17 protein-coding genes are annotated in these 17,508 nt (G+C 63.0%); 10 read left to right on the top strand and 7 right to left on the bottom strand.

From position 1 onward, the window contains the following. Nucleotides 1-44 precede the first annotated feature (44 nt). Entirely contained in the window at nt 45-737 is a 693-nt protein-coding gene (locus tag EGJ09_RS07005; RefSeq protein WP_046785127.1) for a DNA-3-methyladenine glycosylase, read from the top strand. A gap of 3 nt (nt 738-740) precedes the next feature. Then, complete coding sequence (locus EGJ09_RS07000; RefSeq protein ID WP_115273491.1) at nt 741-2,057, top strand: bifunctional DedA family/phosphatase PAP2 family protein; 1,317 nt, start codon at nt 741-743, stop codon at nt 2,055-2,057. A gap of 72 nt (nt 2,058-2,129) precedes the next feature. On the opposite strand, the gene EGJ09_RS06995 is transcribed toward EGJ09_RS07000, so the two are convergent. From EGJ09_RS06995 to EGJ09_RS06985, 3 genes are read right to left on the bottom strand one after another with little or no spacing between them, the layout of a single operon-like run. Then, nucleotides 2,130-2,720: an LON peptidase substrate-binding domain-containing protein gene (locus EGJ09_RS06995; RefSeq protein ID WP_046785125.1), complete on the bottom strand. Its 591-nt coding sequence runs from the start codon at nt 2,718-2,720 to the stop codon at nt 2,130-2,132. 9 nt (nt 2,721-2,729) lie between these two features. Continuing rightward, the gene (locus EGJ09_RS06990; protein ID WP_046785124.1) at nt 2,730-3,446 is read right to left on the bottom strand and encodes an LrgB family protein; all 717 of its coding nucleotides are present in this window, start codon (nt 3,444-3,446) and stop codon (nt 2,730-2,732) included. Then, a complete protein-coding gene (locus EGJ09_RS06985) occupies nt 3,443-3,805 on the bottom strand; it encodes a CidA/LrgA family protein (RefSeq protein ID WP_046785123.1) in 363 nt (120 codons plus the stop codon). Before EGJ09_RS06985 ends, EGJ09_RS06990 begins: the two co-directional genes overlap by 4 nt. Nucleotides 3,806-3,950: 145 nt before the next feature. Here EGJ09_RS06985 and EGJ09_RS06980 point away from each other — a divergent pair, with 145 nt between their 5' ends. The 3 genes from EGJ09_RS06980 to EGJ09_RS06970 all read left to right on the top strand — a co-directional run bounded on the left by EGJ09_RS06980 (nt 3,951) and on the right by EGJ09_RS06970 (nt 6,906). Then, a complete protein-coding gene (locus EGJ09_RS06980) occupies nt 3,951-4,406 on the top strand; it encodes a MaoC family dehydratase (RefSeq protein ID WP_046785122.1) in 456 nt (151 codons plus the stop codon). Between the two features lie 94 nt (nt 4,407-4,500). Continuing rightward, entirely contained in the window at nt 4,501-6,234 is a 1,734-nt protein-coding gene (locus tag EGJ09_RS06975; RefSeq protein ID WP_125923510.1) for a C13 family peptidase, read from the top strand. Nucleotides 6,235-6,261: 27 nt separating this feature from the next. Then, complete coding sequence (locus EGJ09_RS06970; RefSeq protein WP_012312540.1) at nt 6,262-6,906, top strand: oxidoreductase; 645 nt, start codon at nt 6,262-6,264, stop codon at nt 6,904-6,906. Nucleotides 6,907-6,952: 46 nt separating this feature from the next. On the opposite strand, the gene EGJ09_RS06965 is transcribed toward EGJ09_RS06970, so the two are convergent. From EGJ09_RS06965 to EGJ09_RS06950, 4 genes are all read right to left on the bottom strand, one after another. Then, nucleotides 6,953-7,219 (bottom strand): YceK/YidQ family lipoprotein, encoded by a 267-nt coding sequence (locus tag EGJ09_RS06965; protein ID WP_371316849.1) that lies wholly within the window; start codon nt 7,217-7,219, stop codon nt 6,953-6,955. Nucleotides 7,220-7,236: 17 nt separating this feature from the next. Then, a complete protein-coding gene (gene ubiX, locus EGJ09_RS06960; protein ID WP_039603651.1) occupies nt 7,237-7,866 on the bottom strand; it encodes a flavin prenyltransferase UbiX in 630 nt (209 codons plus the stop codon). Beyond that, the gene (gene mpl, locus EGJ09_RS06955; protein ID WP_125923509.1) at nt 7,863-9,212 is read right to left on the bottom strand and encodes a UDP-N-acetylmuramate:L-alanyl-gamma-D-glutamyl-meso-diaminopimelate ligase; all 1,350 of its coding nucleotides are present in this window, start codon (nt 9,210-9,212) and stop codon (nt 7,863-7,865) included. Before mpl ends, ubiX begins: the two co-directional genes overlap by 4 nt. Nucleotides 9,213-9,278: 66 nt before the next feature. Further along, the gene (locus EGJ09_RS06950) at nt 9,279-11,264 is read right to left on the bottom strand and encodes a sigma-54-dependent Fis family transcriptional regulator (RefSeq protein WP_125923508.1); all 1,986 of its coding nucleotides are present in this window, start codon (nt 11,262-11,264) and stop codon (nt 9,279-9,281) included. 256 nt (nt 11,265-11,520) lie between these two features. On the opposite strand from EGJ09_RS06950, the gene EGJ09_RS06945 reads away from it, so the two are divergent. The 5 genes from EGJ09_RS06945 (at nt 11,521) to EGJ09_RS06925 (ending at nt 17,495) form a co-directional block, all read left to right on the top strand. Continuing rightward, a complete protein-coding gene (locus tag EGJ09_RS06945; RefSeq protein WP_046785116.1) occupies nt 11,521-13,041 on the top strand; it encodes an aldehyde dehydrogenase family protein in 1,521 nt (506 codons plus the stop codon). A gap of 169 nt (nt 13,042-13,210) precedes the next feature. Further along, a complete protein-coding gene (eat, locus tag EGJ09_RS06940) occupies nt 13,211-14,659 on the top strand; it encodes an ethanolamine permease (RefSeq protein WP_039604782.1) in 1,449 nt (482 codons plus the stop codon). A 48-nt stretch (nt 14,660-14,707) separates the two neighbouring features. Continuing rightward, a complete protein-coding gene (locus EGJ09_RS06935; protein ID WP_125923507.1) occupies nt 14,708-16,102 on the top strand; it encodes an ethanolamine ammonia-lyase subunit EutB in 1,395 nt (464 codons plus the stop codon). An 8-nt stretch (nt 16,103-16,110) separates the two neighbouring features. Continuing rightward, nucleotides 16,111-16,929, top strand: a complete 819-nt coding sequence (eutC, locus tag EGJ09_RS06930) for an ethanolamine ammonia-lyase subunit EutC (RefSeq protein ID WP_125923506.1) — start codon at nt 16,111-16,113, stop codon at nt 16,927-16,929. A 107-nt stretch (nt 16,930-17,036) separates the two neighbouring features. Continuing rightward, a complete protein-coding gene (locus EGJ09_RS06925) occupies nt 17,037-17,495 on the top strand; it encodes an N-acetyltransferase (protein WP_012312531.1) in 459 nt (152 codons plus the stop codon). Nucleotides 17,496-17,508 lie beyond the last annotated feature (13 nt).

Here is a 17,508-nt window from a genome sequence, read left to right as displayed (position 1 = left end):
CAATCGTTGCTATCATCCGCGCCTGACCACGACGAACCGCCAGCATGCCAGACACGACCCCCTGCCCTGCCCGCGCCTTGCCCGACAGCTTCTTCGACCGAGACGCCCAGACCCTGGCCAAAGCCCTGCTGGGCAAGGTCATCCGCCATCGGCATGGCGACCTGTGGCTGGCCGCAAGGATCATCGAAACCGAGGCCTATTACCTGACTGACAAGGGCAGCCATGCCTCGCTTGGCTACACAGAGAAACGCAGGGCGCTGTTTCTCGATGGCGGGCATATCTACATGTATTACGCCCGCGGAGGTGACTCGCTCAACTTCAGCGCACACGGCCCAGGCAATGCAGTGCTCATAAAGTCGGCCTACCCCTGGGTGGACGCCCTTTCCGGTGCCAACAGCCTGGCGCAAATGCAGTTGAACAACCCCGACGCCAGCGGCAAGCTGCGCCCAGCCGAACGCCTGTGCGCCGGCCAGACCCTGCTCTGCCGGGCCTTGGGCTTGAAGGTAGCGCAGTGGGATGGCCAGCGCTTCGACCCTGAACGCCTGTACGTCGAGGATTGTGCCATCACCGTGCCCAAAGTGGTCCAGGCCGCGCGCCTGGGTATCCCCCATGGCCGCGATGAGCACCTGCCGTACCGTTTCATCGACGCCGAATACGCCCGCTTCTGCACCCGGAACCCGCTGCGCCGGGGGCAAGTCGAAGGGCAAGACTTTTTCATTCTCAAACAAGGAAGCTGAAACATGGGCCAATGGCTCGACAGCCTGACAGGCTGGCTCAGCGCCAACCCGCAGTGGCTTGGCGTGGCAATTTTTCTGGTGGCCTGCATCGAATGCCTGGCCATCGCCGGCATCATCGTACCTGGTACGGTACTGCTGTTTGCCGTCGCGGTATTGGCCGGCAGCGGCACCTTCAGCCTGGGCGAAACATTGCTGCTGGGGTTCCTCGGTGGCCTGCTCGGTGACGCCCTGTCTTACACGATAGGCAAGTACTTCCACCAGAACATCCGCCGCCTACCCCTGTTGCGCCACCACCCGGAATGGATCGGCAGCGCTGAAACCTACTTCCAGCGCTACGGCATCGCCAGCTTGCTGGTTGGCCGTTTCATCGGCCCGCTGCGGCCGATGCTGCCGATGGTCGCGGGCATGTTCGACATGCCGTTGCCGCGCTTCATCGCGGTCAGCGTGCTGGCCGGTGCCGGCTGGTCGGTCGCCTACCTGTTGCCGGGCTGGGCTACCGGGGCGGCCATGCGCCTGCCATTGCCGGAAGGGTTCTGGCTGGATGCAGGCATCATCGCCGGCGCCCTGGCGGTGCTGATCGGGCTGAGCCTGAACAGCAGCGTACGCGACCAGCGCCATGGGACGCGGCTGATCGCCGGCTTGAGCTTTCTGGCATTGGCCGGGGTGTTTCTGGGATGGCCGTATTTTCACGAGTTCGACCAGGGCGTGATGACCCTGGTGCAGGAGCATCGCAGCCAAGCCTTGGACGGCACCATGGTACTGGTAACCCGCCTGGGCGATTTCCGCACCCAACTGTTCCTGGGCGGGCTGCTCACCGGCCTGCTGCTGCTCGCCCGACAATGGCGGCATGCACTGTTCGCCGGTGGCGCCTTGATGGGTACGGCAATTGCCAATGGCTCGCTGAAATGGCTGTTCGCCCGGGCGCGACCGGAGGTGCTGACCGACCCCTTGACCAGTTACAGCATGCCCAGCGGGCATAGCTCGGCCTCGTTTGCGTTCTTTCTGGTGATGGCGGTGCTGGCAGGGCGTGGCCAGCCGCCACGCATGCGCCTGACCTGGGTGATGCTGGGGTGCATTCCGGCGCTGGCGATTGCCCTGTCGCGCGTGTACCTGGGAGCGCATTGGCCGACCGACATCCTGGCCGGAGCCTTGCTGGCCTGCTGCGTCTGCGCGCTCAGCCTGACGCTGGTGCAATATCGCCAGCCGCTCAATGCATTGCCACAACGGGTATGGTGGCTGGTACTACCGGCGTGTATCGCATTACTGGCTTTCTTTGCCCTGTATGCCTTGCCGTTGGCCCTGGAGCGTTACCAATATTGACGCTGGCTGTACAGCCCTATCGCCGGCAAGCAGGCTTGCCGGCGATAGGGCCATAAAGGCAACCACCCTCTATCAGGCAAACAACTCACCCTGAATCCGCTCCAGCAGCCTCTGGATTTCCGCCAGCCGCTGCGACGGCGAGTCGATCGCCAGCAAGTCCAGCTTGTCCTCTTCCATGAACGGCAGCAGATAAGCCAGCTGGTTGGCCAGTGCCTGGCGCCCCGCGACGTCACGGGGCATGTCCAGCGCCTCGACCATCGGGTGCTCACCCAACGCCACCAGCAGGGCCAGCAGGTCATCGTCCTGATCGGTCAGCGGGCTGTCCGCCTGCTCCGCCAGCCAATGCACCTCGCCCAGCAGCAACTGGTCTTTCTGCACCTCGGTCTGACCCAGCTCGAAGCGCCGCACACCTTCCACACGGATACCCAGCAAGCCGTTGTCCTGCTGGACAAAATCACGGATCAGCGCCTCGCACCCGATCGATGCAACCACAGGCGGCGCCTTGCCGACCTGCTCGCCTTCGACGATGCACACCACACCAAAGCCTGTGCCCTGCTTCATGCAGCGGCCAATCATGTCCAGGTAGCGGGCTTCGAATATCTGCAAATCCAGCAGGCAACCGGGAAACAACACAGTATTGAGGGGAAACAGCGGTAGCGTCATCACAACTCCTCAAGCCACCAGGCTGACCGCCAACGGCAGGAACACCGCCGTGGCCACCCCCATCAGGCTCATCGCCAGTGCGGCAAACGCGCCGCACTCGTCACTTTCCTGCAAGGCCACCGAGGTACCCACGGCATGCGCGGTCACGCCCAGGGACATGCCGCGCGCCTCGGGGCTATGCACACCAAAACGGCTCAACAGCGCAGGGCCGAAAATGGCCCCGATCACCCCGGTGATCAACACGAAGACCGCCGCCAGGGCCGCCACACCACCAATTTGCTCGGCCACAAGCATGGCAATCGGTGAGGTCACCGACTTCGGCGCCATGGTCATCAGGATCATGTGTTCGGCGCCGAACCACCAGCCCAGCAACAGGCAGCAGAGCGTGGCGAACAGGCCTCCGATTACCAGCGTAGTAAATGTCGGCCAGAACAGCTGCCGGATACGCCGCAGGTTGAGGTAGAGCGGCACGGCCAAGGCCACCGTGGCCGGCCCCAGCAGGATGTTCATGATCTCGGTGCTCTTGCGGTACTCACGGTAGTCGATACCACAGACCAGCAACACACCGATCACCATGACCATCGACACCAGTACCGGCTGCAGGAAGATCCAGCGCGTTTTCTCGTAAGCTGCTAGCACCACCTGATAGGCACCCAGCGTAATGCCAATGCCAAACAGCGGATGGTGGACAACCGCATCGAGCGCGCCCTGCCAATCGAGGATCATGGCTGCTCCCCGCGCTTGCCCTGGCGATGCATGAGTTTCTGCATCAATACACCGACAAAGACCAAGGTGGCCAGGCAGGAGATCAGAAGCGCGCCGGCGATGGCCCAGAAGTCTGCAGCGATATCCTTGGCATACACCATCACACCCACTGCTGGCGGCACCAACAGTAGCGGCAGGTAACGCAACAGACTGCTCGCCGCCTCGTTCAACGGCTTGCCGACCTCACCGCGGGCCATGAGGAACGACAACAAAAGCAAAAGGCCGATGATCGGCCCGGGCAGTATCGGCACCAATAGATGATTGAGCGCCGTACCCAGCAGCTGGAACAGCACCAGCCAGGTCAAACCACGCAACAGCATAAGGATCTCCTTTCGGCCATGCCGGCCATTATAAGCACGCGCAAGGCTATGGGCGGATATTCGCCCTGATGCTGGCAACTTGACTGTAATTGTTCGCCGTGCTGATCTTGCACACTCGTACCAAATGACAACCTGGAGAGTCGCGATGCCCTATGTACCGGTTACCGAGCTTTCGCAGTACGTTGGAAAGGAACTGGGACGTTCCGACTGGCTGAAGATCGACCAGCAACGCATCAACCTGTTCGCTGAGGCCACGGGCGATTTTCAATTCATCCATGTCGACCCTGACAAAGCGGCCAAGACACCCTTTGGCTGCACCATTGCCCATGGCTTCCTGACCTTGTCGCTGATTCCAAAGCTGATGGAAGACATACTGGTGCTGCCTGAAGGCCTGAAGATGGTGGTCAATTACGGGCTCGACAGTGTGCGTTTCATTCAGCCGGTGAAAGTCGGCAGCAAGGTGCGCCTGAAGGTGGACCTGGGTGAGGTGACCGAGAAGAAACCTGGGCAGTGGTTGCTCAAGGCTACCGCGACACTGGAGATCGAAGGCGAAGAGAAGCCGGCCTATATCGCCGAGCCGCTTTCGCTCTGCTTCGTCTGATCGTTTTTTGGGGTCGCCACGCGGCCCCTGCCATGGCTGTCTCATCCGCCCCATTGTGCGGCATACTCGGCATAACTTTTGCCCGGATTCGGCCATGCGTGCTCTGTTGCCTCTCACCCTGACCCTGATGCTCGCTGCCTGTGGCGATGGCGAATCGCTGTTGCCACCGGATGCGCGCCTGCCCGATGGCGGTCGTTACAGGGGCCAGGTGGTTGACGGCTTGCTGCAAGGCGAAGGGCGCATCGACTATCCCAACGGCAGCTGGTACGCCGGCGGCTTCAAGGATGGCCAATGGCATGGTCAGGGCGAGTGGCATGGCAGCAATGGCGAGGTCTATCGCGGCCAGTTCGCCGCCGGCCTGTTCCAGGGCGTGGGCGACCTGACCACCCCCGGCAGCCACTATGCAGGCACCTTCAGCCACGGCCGTCGCGACGGCGAAGGTACGCTCAAGCAGGCAGACCAGACCTACCGCGGCCAGTTCAAGGACGATCAGTACCATGGCGCGGGTGAGCTCGAACTGGCGGACGGCAGCCGTTACCAGGGCTTGTTTGCCAGCGGCAAGCCCAATGGTGCCGGCGTACGCAGCGATGCCAGCGGCAATCAGTTCAGCGGCCGCTTCGTCGACGGTCTGTTGCAGGGCAGCGGCACCTACGACAGCGTCGATGGCGAGCAATATATCGGCGAGTTCAAGGACAACCGCCTGGAAGGTCGTGGCCGCTATGAAAACGCCGAAGGTGATGTCTGGATCGGCGAGTTCAAGGACGGCTCGCTGCTTGGCGAGGGGGAAATGCTGGGCAGCGATGGCAGCCACTACAAGGGCAGCTTCGTCGACTGGCGCCTGGCCGGCCAGGGCAGCCTGCAACTGCCCGATGGCAGCCACTACGTCGGCGGCTTCGAAAACGACGCCTACCAGGGCCAGGGTAAACTGACCCTGGCCAGTGGCAAGGTGCAAAGCGGTTACTGGGTCAATGGTGTGCGCGTTCGCGACCACAACGGCAAACTGCTCCCCGACCCGCTGGAACTGGCCCTGCTCAATCAGGGCAAGCTACTGGATGAGGTGCTGGCGCGCGTACCGCGCTCCACGCCGCCCATTGAGCTGTATAGCCTGGTGGTCGCCGGTGACGGCCAGCAGAGTGTATTTCTGCGCGAGGCCGACTACGTCAGCAATCTTTTGAAGGTGCGCTTCGGTGCCCACGGCCAGATCACGCTGGTCAACCACCGCGACCAGATGTCCACACGGCCCATGGCAACCCGCGAGAACCTTACCCGCGCCGCCCGCACCTTGGCCGAGCGCACCGGCCCGCAAGACCTGGTGTTCATCTACCTGACCAGCCATGGCAGCCCAGACCACCAGTTGGTATTCGACCAACCACGCCTGCAGCTTGCCGACCTGTCCGCCGACGAACTGGCCAGCGCCTTGGCGCCGCTCAAAGAGCGCGACAAGGTGATCGTCATCTCCGCCTGCTATTCAGGGGGCTACATCGCCCCGCTCAAAGATGAGCGGACGATCATCATGACTGCCGCACGGGCGGACAGGGTGTCATTCGGCTGCTCGGAAGAGGCCGATTTCACCTATTTCGGCGAGGCTCTGTTTGCCCAAGCGCTGAACCAGACCGACGACCTCGAACAAGCGTTCGAACTGGCGCGCAGCAGTGTTGCCGAACGGGAGAAGAGGGAAGGTTTCGAAGCCTCCGAGCCACAGATCTGGGCACCACCAACCGTACTGGCACATTGGCAACGCTTGCGCCAGCAGCAAGCTGAGAAAGCCTTACGCAATGCCGCACAAGCGACTTCGCAGGGGCAGGAAAAAAGGCCAGCCCCGCACTAGACTTGTGTGTAACACAGGAGAGACATCATGTACTTGACGCCTCAGCATGTCCTGCTTGCCGGAGCCACGGGCCTGACGGGTGAACACCTGCTTGACCGCCTGCTCAACGAGCCCACCATCAGCCGCGTTCTGGCACCCACCCGCCGCCCCCTGGCCGAACACCCACACCTGGAAAACCCGGTCGGTGACCCTGCGGTGTTCCTACCGCAACTGGCCGGGCGCGTGGACATCGCTTACTGCTGCCTGGGCACTACCTTGAAGCAGGCCGGCTCCGAGCAGGCGTTCCGCGCCGTCGACCTGGACATGGTGGTGGCCTTCAGCAAGCGTGCACGGGAGATGGGTGCGCGCCACCTGCTGGTGGTCAGCGCCATCGGCGCCGATCCCAAGTCGTCGATCTTCTACAACCGGGTCAAGGGCGAAATGGAAGAGGCGCTCAAGGCGCAGGATTGGCCGCAACTGACGATTGTCAGGCCTTCGCTGCTGCTGGGTGAGCGCATTGCGCCGCGCTTGGGCGAACGGCTGGCTTCCCCGTTTGCACGGTTGATGCCGGGCAAGTATCGGGGCATCGAAGCCTGCACATTGGCGCGGGCGCTATGGCGCCTGGCGCTGGAGGAAGAGGACGGGATTCGGGTTGTCGAGTCGGATGAGCTGCGTAGATTAGGCAAGAAATAGCGCCCGCCTGAACGGCCCTGTCGCCGGCAAGCCGGCGACAGGGCCGTTACAGACCGCCAGTGGCCTGGAAGCCGATCCCGGCAGCCGTCAGCAACGATAATGGCAGCAGCAGGGTATCGAGCAACATGCTCCCAGGCAGGTCCAGCCGCGGATACGCCGGCGCCTGAGCCCCGAAATGATCCTTGGGGCAGCACCCGCCATTGATCACGTACAAGTCCAGCCGGGTGCCGGCATACACCACCGGCGCGCCCGGCTTGTTGGCATCAAGCGTGCGCACCGTGGCACAGCCGTTGAGCAACAGGACGGCCAGCATTGCAGGCAACGTGCGTTTCAATCATCCGCCCCAAGATGATGCTCCCCCCAGCGCGGCAACATGTCCTGCGGGATGTTCAGCAGGTTGAGAATGCGCGCCACGACGAAGTCGACCAGGTCATCGATGGTCTGCGGCTGGTGATAGAAGCCGGGCGCCGCCGGCAAGATCACCGCCCCCATCTGCGAGAGCTTGAGCATGTTCTCCAGATGGATGGTCGAGAATGGCGCCTCGCGCGGCACCAGGATCAGCTGGCGACGCTCCTTGAGGGTCACGTCGGCGGCACGTTCGATCAGGTTGTTGCAGGCCCCGGTGGCGATGGCCGACAAGGTGCCGGTGGAGCACGGCACCACCACCATGGCCGCCGGTGCGCCGGAGCCCGAGGCCACCGGCGACATCCAGTCCTCCTTGCCATACACGCGGATCTGCCCATCGGCAGCACCGGTGTACTCGGTCAGAAAGGCCTGCATGGCCTGGGGCTTGGGCGGCAGCAGCACGTCGGTCTCGGTGGACATCACCAATTGCGCGGCCTTGGAGATGAGAAAATGCACCTCACGGTCTTCGCGCACCAGGCAATCGAGCAGGCGTAACCCATACTGCGCGCCGGAGGCGCCGGTCATGGCCAGGGTGATGCGTTCCGGCCCGCTCACTTCAGGGCCTCGGCCAGCTTGCCATGCAGGCCGCCAAAGCCGCCGTTGCTCATGATCACCACGTGTGTGCCCGGCCGCGCCTGGCCCTTGACCCGCTCGATGATCGCTTCGAGGCTGTCGGCGACCACGCTCGGCACCTTGCACTGCGCCGCAGTCGCCGCCAGGTCCCAGCCCAGGTTGGCTGGCGCATACCAGACTACCTGGTCGGCATCGTTGACGCTTTCCGGCAGGCCGTCACGGTGCGCGCCCAGCTTCATAGAGTTGGAACGAGGCTCGATGATGGCGATCACCGGTGCCTCGCCCACCCGCTTGCGCAGGCCGTCGAGGGTGGTGGCGATAGCCGTCGGATGGTGAGCGAAGTCGTCATAGATGGTCACGCCTTGAACTTCTGCGACCTTTTCCATGCGCCGCTTGACGCTCTTGAACGCGCTCAGGCCTGCAATGCCCATGGCAGGCACCACCCCCACGTGACGGGCAGCGGCCAATGTTGCCAGCGCGTTGGCAACGTTGTGCTGGCCGGTCAGGGCCCAGTCCACAACGCCTTGCGCTTGCCCCTCGAACAGCACTTCGAAGCGCGAGCCGTCGGCACTGAGCAAGCGCGCCTGCCATTGGCCACCCTCGCCGGTGGTCTGCACTGGCGTCCAGCAACCCATGCCGATTACCCGCTCCAGCGCCTGTTCGGTGGTCGGGTGAATTACCAGACCTTCGCTCGGAATGGTGCGCACCAAGTGATGGAACTGGCGCTCGATGGCAGCGAGATCCGGGAAGATGTCCGCGTGGTCGAACTCAAGGTTATTGAGAATCGCAGTGCGCGGACGGTAGTGCACGAACTTCGAACGTTTGTCGAAGAACGCGCTGTCGTATTCGTCGGCCTCCACCACGAAGAACGGCGTATCGCCCAAGCGTGCCGACACCGAGAAGTTCTGCGGCACGCCACCGATCAGGAAGCCGGGGCTCATGCCGGCATGCTCCAGGACCCAGGCCAGCATGCTGCTGGTGGTGGTCTTGCCGTGGGTACCGGCCACGGCCAGCACCCAACGCCCCTGCAGCACATGGTCGGCCAGCCACTGGGGGCCGGATACATAAGGCAGGCCTTTGTTGAGCACATGCTCCACCGCCGGGTTGCCCCGCGACATGGCGTTGCCGATGACCACCAGGTCCGGTGCCGGGTCCAGCTGGGCCGGGTCATAGCCTTGGGTCAGCTCGATGCCCTGGGCCTGGAGCTGGGTGCTCATCGGTGGGTAGACGTTGGCGTCCGAACCGGTCACACGGTGGCCGAGTTCTTTGGCCAGCACCGCCAGCGAACCCATGAAAGTGCCGCAAATACCGAGAATATGAATATGCATGGTCGACCTCGCAAAACTTCGAGGCAGGGTAGCCCAGGGCGCGGGAAATCGCACTCGCTGTTTCGCTCAGACGCCCCTGGCGATGCCGTGTTTGCGCAGTTTGCGATACAAGGTATTGCGGCTGATACCCAAGTGCTCGGCGACACGGGTCAGGTGCCAGCGGTTTGCCTCCAGTACGGATAACAGGGCCTGGCCCTCCGCCTGTAGGAGCGGCCTTGTGTCGCGAAAGGGCCGCCGAGCGGCCCCAGGATTTCGATAGCGCTGCCCAGTTTGCGGGGGCCGCTTCGCAGCCCTTTCGCGACACAAGGCCGCTCCTACAGGGCTGGAAGTGTTGCGCACGATTGCGGGCAGATCCGCAAACGCGACATGACAATCCTCACACAATGCCACCAACGTACGCAGCACGTTGCGCATCTGGCGCACATTGCCCGGCCAGGCAAAATCCAGCAGCGCCTGGCGGGCGCTTGGCTCGATTTCGATGGCCTGGCCTTGCGCTTCCTGTCGCAACAGGAAATCCAGCAACTGAGCCTTGTCACTGCGCTCACGCACCGCCGGCATCGTCACTTCCAGGCCATTGAGCCGGTAATACAGGTCCTCGCGGAAGGTGCCCTGCTCCACCCGCTCAAGCAGGTCGCGGTGGGTAGCACTGACGATCCGCACATCGACCGCTTGCGGCTCACCACCGATCGGCACCACCTGACGTTCCTCCAGCACCCGTAGCAGACGGGTCTGCAGCGCCAGCGGCATGTCACCGATCTCGTCGAGCAACAATGTGCCGCCATCGGCCTGCAGCAGCTTGCCGCGCATGCCTTCCTTGCGCGCCCCGGTAAAACTGCCGCCGCGGTAACCGAACAACTCGCTCTCTATCAGGCTTTCGGGAATCGATGCGCAGTTGACTGCCACGAACGGCTTGCCGCGCCGCTGGCTAGCCTGGTGCACTGCCTGGGCGAAGGCTTCCTTGCCACAACCGGTCTCGCCCGACACCAGCAGTGGCACATCACGCTCGAACACCCTCAGCGCACGCCGGAAGTCACCCTGCAGTGCCGGGTCCATCAGACAAATGCCGGGGGCAGCCTCTGGCCGGGCTTCGGGCAAACCCGCCGGCACCGCCCACACCGGTGCCTTCGCCTGCCCGCGCAAGCTGGCAAATACCTGGCGACCATCACGCGTATACAGCGGCCAGGCCGTGCTGCCATTGGGCATGGCGCGGCTGAAGAGCTCATCATGGTTACAGGCAAAAAACATTTCCAGCGGCTTGCCCAGTACCCCGCCACGGACGGTGCCCAACAGGTTGAGGGCGCTCTGGTTGGCCGCGCAGACACGGCCATCGGCGTCGAACGCCAGCAGCCCTTCGCTGAACAACCCCACCGACTCGGCCTGCAGATGGAAGCGCAGCAACCATTGCTGCTCGAAGTGGCGCAGGAAGTAACAGCTCTCGATCATCTTTGCCGAAAGGTTGACCAGCGCCATGGTATGAAACTGGCTCTGACGCGAGACATCCGGCCTCGCCGATGACACATCGAGCACTGCCAGCAGCTCGCCATGCGGGTCGAAAACAGGGCTGGCCGAACAGGTCAGCCCGGTGTGCCGCCCGCGAAAGTGTTCGTTCTGATGGATGGTCAGCGCCTGGCGCTCGACCAGGCAGGTGCCGATGCCGTTGGTGCCTTCGCGCGCCTCGCTCCAGTCAGCGCCCAACCACAACCCTGCACGCTCGAAAATGCGCCGTTCGCTGGGTGCGGTGACACAATTGAGGATGACACCGCGCGCATCGGTCAGCAGTACCGCGTGCCCGGCACCTGATAGCTGCTGGTGCAGGCTGTTCATTTCATTGTCGGCGATTTTCAGCACCTGGTTCAGGCGCTCACGGCTTTCGAGCAGGCGGCCGTGTTCCAGCACGACCGGCGCCGCAAGCACCTCGGGATCAAGATGATAGTCCTCCAGGCATCGCAGCCAGGATCGGGCAATCGACGGGTCGCTACCGGCACCGCCGGCTTCGCCGTGGGCAACGGTATGCACTTGCTGGGCATGCCGACTGAGGTGGTGGCTCTGCATTGGTTTTTGTTCTCCGCAGATAGAGCGTCCTGCCAGCATCCTCCACCCGCCCGGGCTTTGCAATGCACCGCAATCAAGCGTGTCGCAAACGGTACAAAGTGTCACCCAGGCCGTGCCACTCTTGGGACAGCAACCCCTACAGGCTCATCCAGAAGCCGCGCAAACCCTTGATTCCAATGGCCCTCCCCACGCTGGCCCAACCTTTGCTCTACGCTTTCCAACTCCTCAACAAACACAATTAACCAGGAGACACACCATGCGTTATGCACATCCCGGTACCGAAGGCGCGAAGGTTTCCTTCAAGAGCCGCTACGGCAACTACATCGGTGGTGAATTCGTAGCTCCGGTCAAGGGGCAGTATTTCGACAACACCTCCCCGGTGAATGGCAAGCTGATCGCTGAATTCCCCCGCTCCACTGCCGAAGACATCGACAAGGCGCTCGACGCCGCCCACGCTGCCGCCGATGCCTGGGGCCGCACCTCGGTGCAGGACCGCTCCAACGTGCTGCTGAAGATCGCCGACCGCATCGAGCAGAACCTGGAAGTGCTGGCCATCGCCGAAACCTGGGACAACGGCAAGCCGGTCCGCGAAACCCTCAACGCCGACATCCCGCTGGCGGTCGATCACTTCCGCTACTTCGCCGGCTGCATACGCGCCCAAGAGGGCGGTGCCGCCGAGATCAACGAAAATACCGTGGCCTATCACATCCATGAGCCACTGGGCGTGGTCGGGCAGATCATCCCGTGGAACTTCCCGATCCTGATGGCCGCCTGGAAACTGGCCCCGGCCCTGGCCGCTGGCAACTGCGTGGTGCTCAAACCGGCCGAGCAAACCCCGCTGGGCATCACCGTGCTGGTAGAGCTGATCGGCGACCTGCTGCCGCCCGGCGTGCTCAACGTAGTCCAGGGCTATGGCCGCGAGGCCGGCGAAGCACTGGCCACCAGCAAGCGCATCGCCAAGATCGCCTTCACCGGCTCTACCCCGGTCGGCTCGCACATCATGAAATGCGCCGCCGAGAACATCATCCCGTCTACCGTCGAGCTGGGCGGCAAATCACCCAACGTCTACTTCGAAGACATCATGCAGGCCGAGCCGAGCTTCATCGACAAGGCTGCCGAAGGCATGGTGCTGGCGTTCTTCAACCAGGGCGAGGTATGCACCTGCCCGTCGCGGGCGCTGGTGCAAGAGTCGATCTACCCGCAGTTCATGGAAGTGGTGATGAAGAAGGTGCTGCAGATCAAGCGCGGCGACCCGCTCGACACCGACACCATGGTCGGCGCCCAGGCTTCGCAACAGCAGTTCGAAAAAATCCTGTCGTACCTGCAGATCGCCCAGGATGAAGGCGCCGAACTGCTGACCGGTGGCAAGGTGGAGAAGCTGGAAGGCGCGTTGGCGACCGGTTACTACATCCAACCGACGCTGCTCAAAGGCAACAACAAGATGCGCGTGTTCCAGGAAGAAATCTTCGGCCCGGTGGTCAGCGTCACCACCTTCAAGGACGAAGCCGAGGCACTGGCCATCGCCAACGACACCGAGTTCGGCCTTGGCGCCGGTGTATGGACCCGCGACATCAACCGCGCCTACCGCATGGGCCGCGGCATCAAGGCTGGCCGCGTATGGACCAACTGCTACCACCTGTACCCGGCGCACGCCGCGTTCGGCGGGTACAAAAAGTCCGGCGTGGGCCGTGAAACCCACAAGATGATGCTCGACCATTATCAGCAGACCAAGAACCTGCTGGTGAGCTACGACATCAACCCGCTGGGCTTCTTCTAAGCGGTAAGCGGCAAGCTGCAAGCTGCAAGAAAAAGCGGATAGAACGCCAACCTGCTTTTTCTTCAGGCTTGTAGCTTGCGGCTTGTAGCTTGCATGGCTCGCTTCCTGCAGTACCCATCACCATCGGCCGGAACCCTTCCGGCCACCAAGAAAAAGAACAGGTGAAACTATGCCAAGCGATCAATCCTCCGGCGCACCGGCAGGCGCTTCCGTCGATTTCGAAAAGGTCGGTTCGGACTATTTCCAGCAACGTGAACTGAAAAAAGGCGCCGCCGGCTGGGTCCTGCTGGTGGGCCTGGGCGTCGCCTACGTGATCTCCGGCGACTATGCCGGCTGGAACTTCGGCCTCGCCCAAGGTGGCTGGGGCGGCATGTTCCTTGCCACCCTGCTGATGGCCACCATGTACCTGTGCATGTGCTTTTCGCTGGCCGAACTGTCCTCGATGATCCCTACCGCCGGGGGCGGCTATGGCTTTGCCCGCAGCGCCTTCGGGCCGTGGGGCGGCTTTCTGACAGGCACGGCGATCCTCATCGAGTACGCCATCGCTCCGGCAGCCATCGCGGTGTTCATCGGTGCCTACTGCCAGTCCCTGTTCGGCATTGGCGGCTGGATGATCTACCTGGCGTTCTACATCGTCTTTATCGGCATCCACATCTTCGGGGTCGGTGAAGCCCTGAAGCTGATGTTCATCATCACCGCCGTCGCCGCCATCGCCCTGGCTGTCTTCCTTGTGGGCATGGTGCCCCATTTTGATGCGGCGAACCTGTTCGACATCGCCCAGACCGATGCGGTCGGCGCCAGCAGCTTCCTGCCGTTCGGTTATGTTGGCGTGTGGGCGGCAATCCCCTACGCGATCTGGTTCTTCCTGGCGGTAGAAGGCGTGCCGCTGGCGGCCGAGGAAACCAAGAACCCGAAACGTGACCTGCCACGTGGCCTGATTGGCGCAATGCTGGTGTTGCTGGCGTTTGCCCTGCTGATCCTCGTGGTAGGCCCGGGTGGTGCGGGCTCCGAAGCGCTCAAAGCCTCCGGCAACCCACTGGTAGAAGCACTTTCCAAGGCGTATGGCGGCTCCACCTGGATGGGCGGCTTCGTCAACCTGGTTGGCCTGGCCGGTCTGATTGCCAGCTTCTTCTCGATCATCTATGCCTATTCGCGGCAGATCTTCGCCCTTTCCCGCGCCGGCTACCTGCCGCGCAAGCTGTCCGAAACCAACAAGAGCAAGGCCCCGGTACTGGCCCTGATCATCCCTGGCATCATCGGTTTCGGCCTGTCACTGACCGGCCAGGGCGACCTGCTGATCCTGGTTGCAGTGTTCGGTGCGACGCTGTCTTATGTACTGATGATGGCCGCGCACATCACCCTGCGCATCCGCCGGCCCAAGATGGAACGCCCCTATCGCACCCCTGGTGGCATCTTCACCTCGGGCGTAGCCCTGGTGCTGGCATGCATCGCCGTGGTCGCAGGCTTTTTGGTCGACCCACGGGTGGTGATTGGCGCTGCAGTGATCTATGCAGTACTGATTGCCTACTTTGCGTTCTACAGCCGCCACCACTTGGTTGCGGGTACACCGGAAGAGGAATTCGCCGCGATCCAGAAGGCCGAAGAGGCCCTGCACTGATTGCCGACACCTGCCGCGGGCACGCCCGCGGCACTCTGGAGATTCTGTATGGCAAGTTTCGTACACACGGTAGGCCACCTGGTCTACCGCTTCGACAGCCTCAAGGACGTGATGGCCAAAGCCAGCCCCGCACGTTCCGGGGATTACCTGGCTGGCGTTGCTGCCGCCAACGATGGTGAACGGGTGGCGGCGCAGATGGCACTGGCCAATATCCCGCTCAGCCACTTCCTCAGCGAAGCGCTCATCCCGTACGAGCAGGACGAAGTTACCCGCCTGATCATCGACACTCACGACGCCCAGGCCTTCGCCCCGGTCAGCCACCTCACCGTCGGCGGCCTGCGTGACTGGCTGCTCAGTGACGAAGCCGACGAGGACAGCCTGCGCGCCCTGGCGCCTGGCCTGACCCCGGAAATGGCCGCTGCCGTATCGAAGGTCATGCGCGTACAGGACCTGGTACTGGTGGCGCAGAAGATCCGTGTAGTCACCCGTTTTCGCGGCACCATGGGCTTGCGCGGGCGCCTGTCGACCCGCTTGCAGCCCAACCACCCTACCGACGAGCCGGCCGGGATTGCCGCCAGCATTCTCGATGGCCTGTTGTACGGCAATGGCGACGCCATGATCGGCATCAACCCGGCCACCGACAGCATCGCCTCGATCTGCGCCATGCTGGAAATGCTCGACGCCATCATCCAGCGCTATGACATTCCCACCCAGGCCTGCGTGCTGACCCACGTCACCACCTCGATCGAGGCAATCAACCGCGGCGTGCCGCTGGACCTGGTGTTCCAGTCGATTGCCGGCACCGAGGCGGCCAACGCCGGCTTTGGCATCAACCTCAACGTGCTTCAGGAAGGTTACGAGGCCGGGTTGTCGCTCAAGCGCAGCACGCTCGGGCAGAACCTCATGTATTTCGAAACCGGCCAGGGCAGCGCCCTGTCGGCCAACGCTCACCACGGCGTCGACCAGCAAACCTGCGAAACCCGCGCCTACGCAGTTGCCCGCCATTTCAAACCGTTTCTGGTCAACACCGTGGTCGGCTTCATCGGCCCCGAGTACCTGTACAACGGCAAGCAGATCATCCGTGCCGGCCTTGAGGACCACTTCTGCGGCAAGCTGCTGGGCGTGCCGATGGGGTGCGACATCTGCTACACCAACCACGCCGAGGCCGACCAGGACGACATGGACACCCTGCTGACCCTGCTGGGTGTGGCCGGGATCAACTTCATCATGGGCATCCCCGGTTCCGACGACATCATGCTCAACTACCAAACCACCTCGTTCCATGACGCGCTGTATGCGCGCCAGACCCTGGGCCTCAAGCCCGGGCCTGAGTTCGAGGCATGGTTGCAGCGCACCGGCATATTCACCCAGGCCGATGGCCGGGTGCGCTTTGGCGACAACCTGCCGCCGGCGTTCCGCCAGGCCTTGGCGCAGCTGGCATAGAGGTGACCATGGCCCATCAGACGCCCACCCCCGAAAACCCTTGGCAGGCCCTTCGCAGCCTGACCCCGGCACGTATCGCCCTTGGCCGTAGCGGCATCAGCCTGCCAACCGGCGCCCAGCTGGACTTCCAGTTCGCCCACGCCCAGGCCCGCGATGCCGTGCACCTGGCATTCGACCACGCGGCCCTGAGCGAACAATTGAAGGAACGCGGGCGTGACAGCCTGGTACTGCACAGCGCCGCCAGCGACCGCAACCAGTACCTGCAACGCCCCGACCTGGGCCGGCGCCTGAACGAGCACTCGGTGGAGCAATTGCGCCAGCACGCCCAGACCAACCCTGGCGGCTGCGACCTTGCCATCGTGGTGGCCGACGGCCTTTCGGCCCTGGCCGTGCATCGCCACACCTTGCCTTTGCTGGCCCGTTTCGAGGAGCAGGCCGCCGCCGATGGCTGGACCAGCGCACCGGTGGTGCTGGTGGAGCAAGGCCGGGTAGCCGTGGCCGACGAAGTGGGCCAACTGCTGGGGGCGCGCATGACCGTGATGCTGATCGGCGAGCGCCCCGGGCTCAGTTCACCCGACAGTTTGGGTTTGTATTTCACCTACGCGCCAAAGGTGGGCCTGACCGACGCTTACCGCAACTGCATCTCCAACGTGCGCCTGGAAGGCCTGAGCTACGGCATGGCCGCGCATCGCCTGCTATACCTGATGCGCGAGGCCTGTCGCCGACAGCTGTCTGGCGTGAACCTCAAGGACGAAGCGGAGGTCCATACCATCGACAGTGAAAACACCTCTAATCAAAAAGGCAATTTCCTACTCGGTGAAGGGTAAAGAACATGTCACGGACGGCGGATTGCGCTTCTGGCCAGCATTGGGCAGCATGCGATTGAAAGCTGCTGGCATTCCGCTGTTTCCCAAATGGACTCTGAGGGCCGCACATGCGCATCATCAAGGCAACCCTGGAACACCTCGACCTGCTCACCCCGCTGTTCGTCCGATACCGCGAGTTCTATGGGCAACTGCCCTACCCGGACAGCTCGCGCAAATTCCTGGAAACGCGCCTCAAGCGCGACGAGTCGGTCATCTACCTGGCACTGCCGGACGATGACGACGCCAAACTGCTGGGCTTCTGCCAGCTCTACCCGAGCTTCTCGTCGCTGTCGCTCAAGCGGGTGTGGATTCTCAATGACATCTATGTGGCCGAAGACTCACGGCGCATGCTGGTGGCTGACCACCTGATCCGTGAAGCCAAGAAGATGGCCAAGGACACCCAGGCCGTGCGCATGCGGGTTTCGACCAGCGCCAACAACGAGGTGGCGCAGAGGACCTATGAATCCATCGGTTTTCGCAAGGATACCGAGTTCGAAAGCTACATCTTGCCGATCAGCCAGGACTGATCAGTACTGGCCC

Source organism: Pseudomonas sp. p106 (assembly GCF_003936645.1).
GTDB classification, from domain to species: Bacteria; Pseudomonadota; Gammaproteobacteria; order Pseudomonadales; family Pseudomonadaceae; genus Aquipseudomonas; species Aquipseudomonas putida_E.
This window is presented reverse-complemented; position numbering and strand designations above follow the sequence as displayed.

Coding starts and splice junctions, on each gene's coding strand:
- EGJ09_RS07005 (WP_046785127.1), top strand. CDS start 45: ATGCCAGACACGACCCCCTGCCCTGCCCGCGCCTTGCCCGACAGCTTC.
- EGJ09_RS07000 (WP_115273491.1), top strand. CDS start 741: ATGGGCCAATGGCTCGACAGCCTGACAGGCTGGCTCAGCGCCAACCCG.
- EGJ09_RS06995 (WP_046785125.1), bottom strand. CDS start 2,720: ATGACGCTACCGCTGTTTCCCCTCAATACTGTGTTGTTTCCCGGTTGC.
- EGJ09_RS06990 (WP_046785124.1), bottom strand. CDS start 3,446: ATGATCCTCGATTGGCAGGGCGCGCTCGATGCGGTTGTCCACCATCCG.
- EGJ09_RS06985 (WP_046785123.1), bottom strand. CDS start 3,805: ATGCTGTTGCGTGGTTTGACCTGGCTGGTGCTGTTCCAGCTGCTGGGT.
- EGJ09_RS06980 (WP_046785122.1), top strand. CDS start 3,951: ATGCCCTATGTACCGGTTACCGAGCTTTCGCAGTACGTTGGAAAGGAA.
- EGJ09_RS06975 (WP_125923510.1), top strand. CDS start 4,501: ATGCGTGCTCTGTTGCCTCTCACCCTGACCCTGATGCTCGCTGCCTGT.
- EGJ09_RS06970 (WP_012312540.1), top strand. CDS start 6,262: ATGTACTTGACGCCTCAGCATGTCCTGCTTGCCGGAGCCACGGGCCTG.
- EGJ09_RS06965 (WP_371316849.1), bottom strand. CDS start 7,219: ATGCTGGCCGTCCTGTTGCTCAACGGCTGTGCCACGGTGCGCACGCTT.
- mpl (WP_125923509.1), bottom strand. CDS start 9,212: ATGCATATTCATATTCTCGGTATTTGCGGCACTTTCATGGGTTCGCTG.
- EGJ09_RS06950 (WP_125923508.1), bottom strand. CDS start 11,264: ATGCAGAGCCACCACCTCAGTCGGCATGCCCAGCAAGTGCATACCGTT.
- EGJ09_RS06945 (WP_046785116.1), top strand. CDS start 11,521: ATGCGTTATGCACATCCCGGTACCGAAGGCGCGAAGGTTTCCTTCAAG.
- eat (WP_039604782.1), top strand. CDS start 13,211: ATGCCAAGCGATCAATCCTCCGGCGCACCGGCAGGCGCTTCCGTCGAT.
- EGJ09_RS06935 (WP_125923507.1), top strand. CDS start 14,708: ATGGCAAGTTTCGTACACACGGTAGGCCACCTGGTCTACCGCTTCGAC.
- eutC (WP_125923506.1), top strand. CDS start 16,111: ATGGCCCATCAGACGCCCACCCCCGAAAACCCTTGGCAGGCCCTTCGC.
- EGJ09_RS06925 (WP_012312531.1), top strand. CDS start 17,037: ATGCGCATCATCAAGGCAACCCTGGAACACCTCGACCTGCTCACCCCG.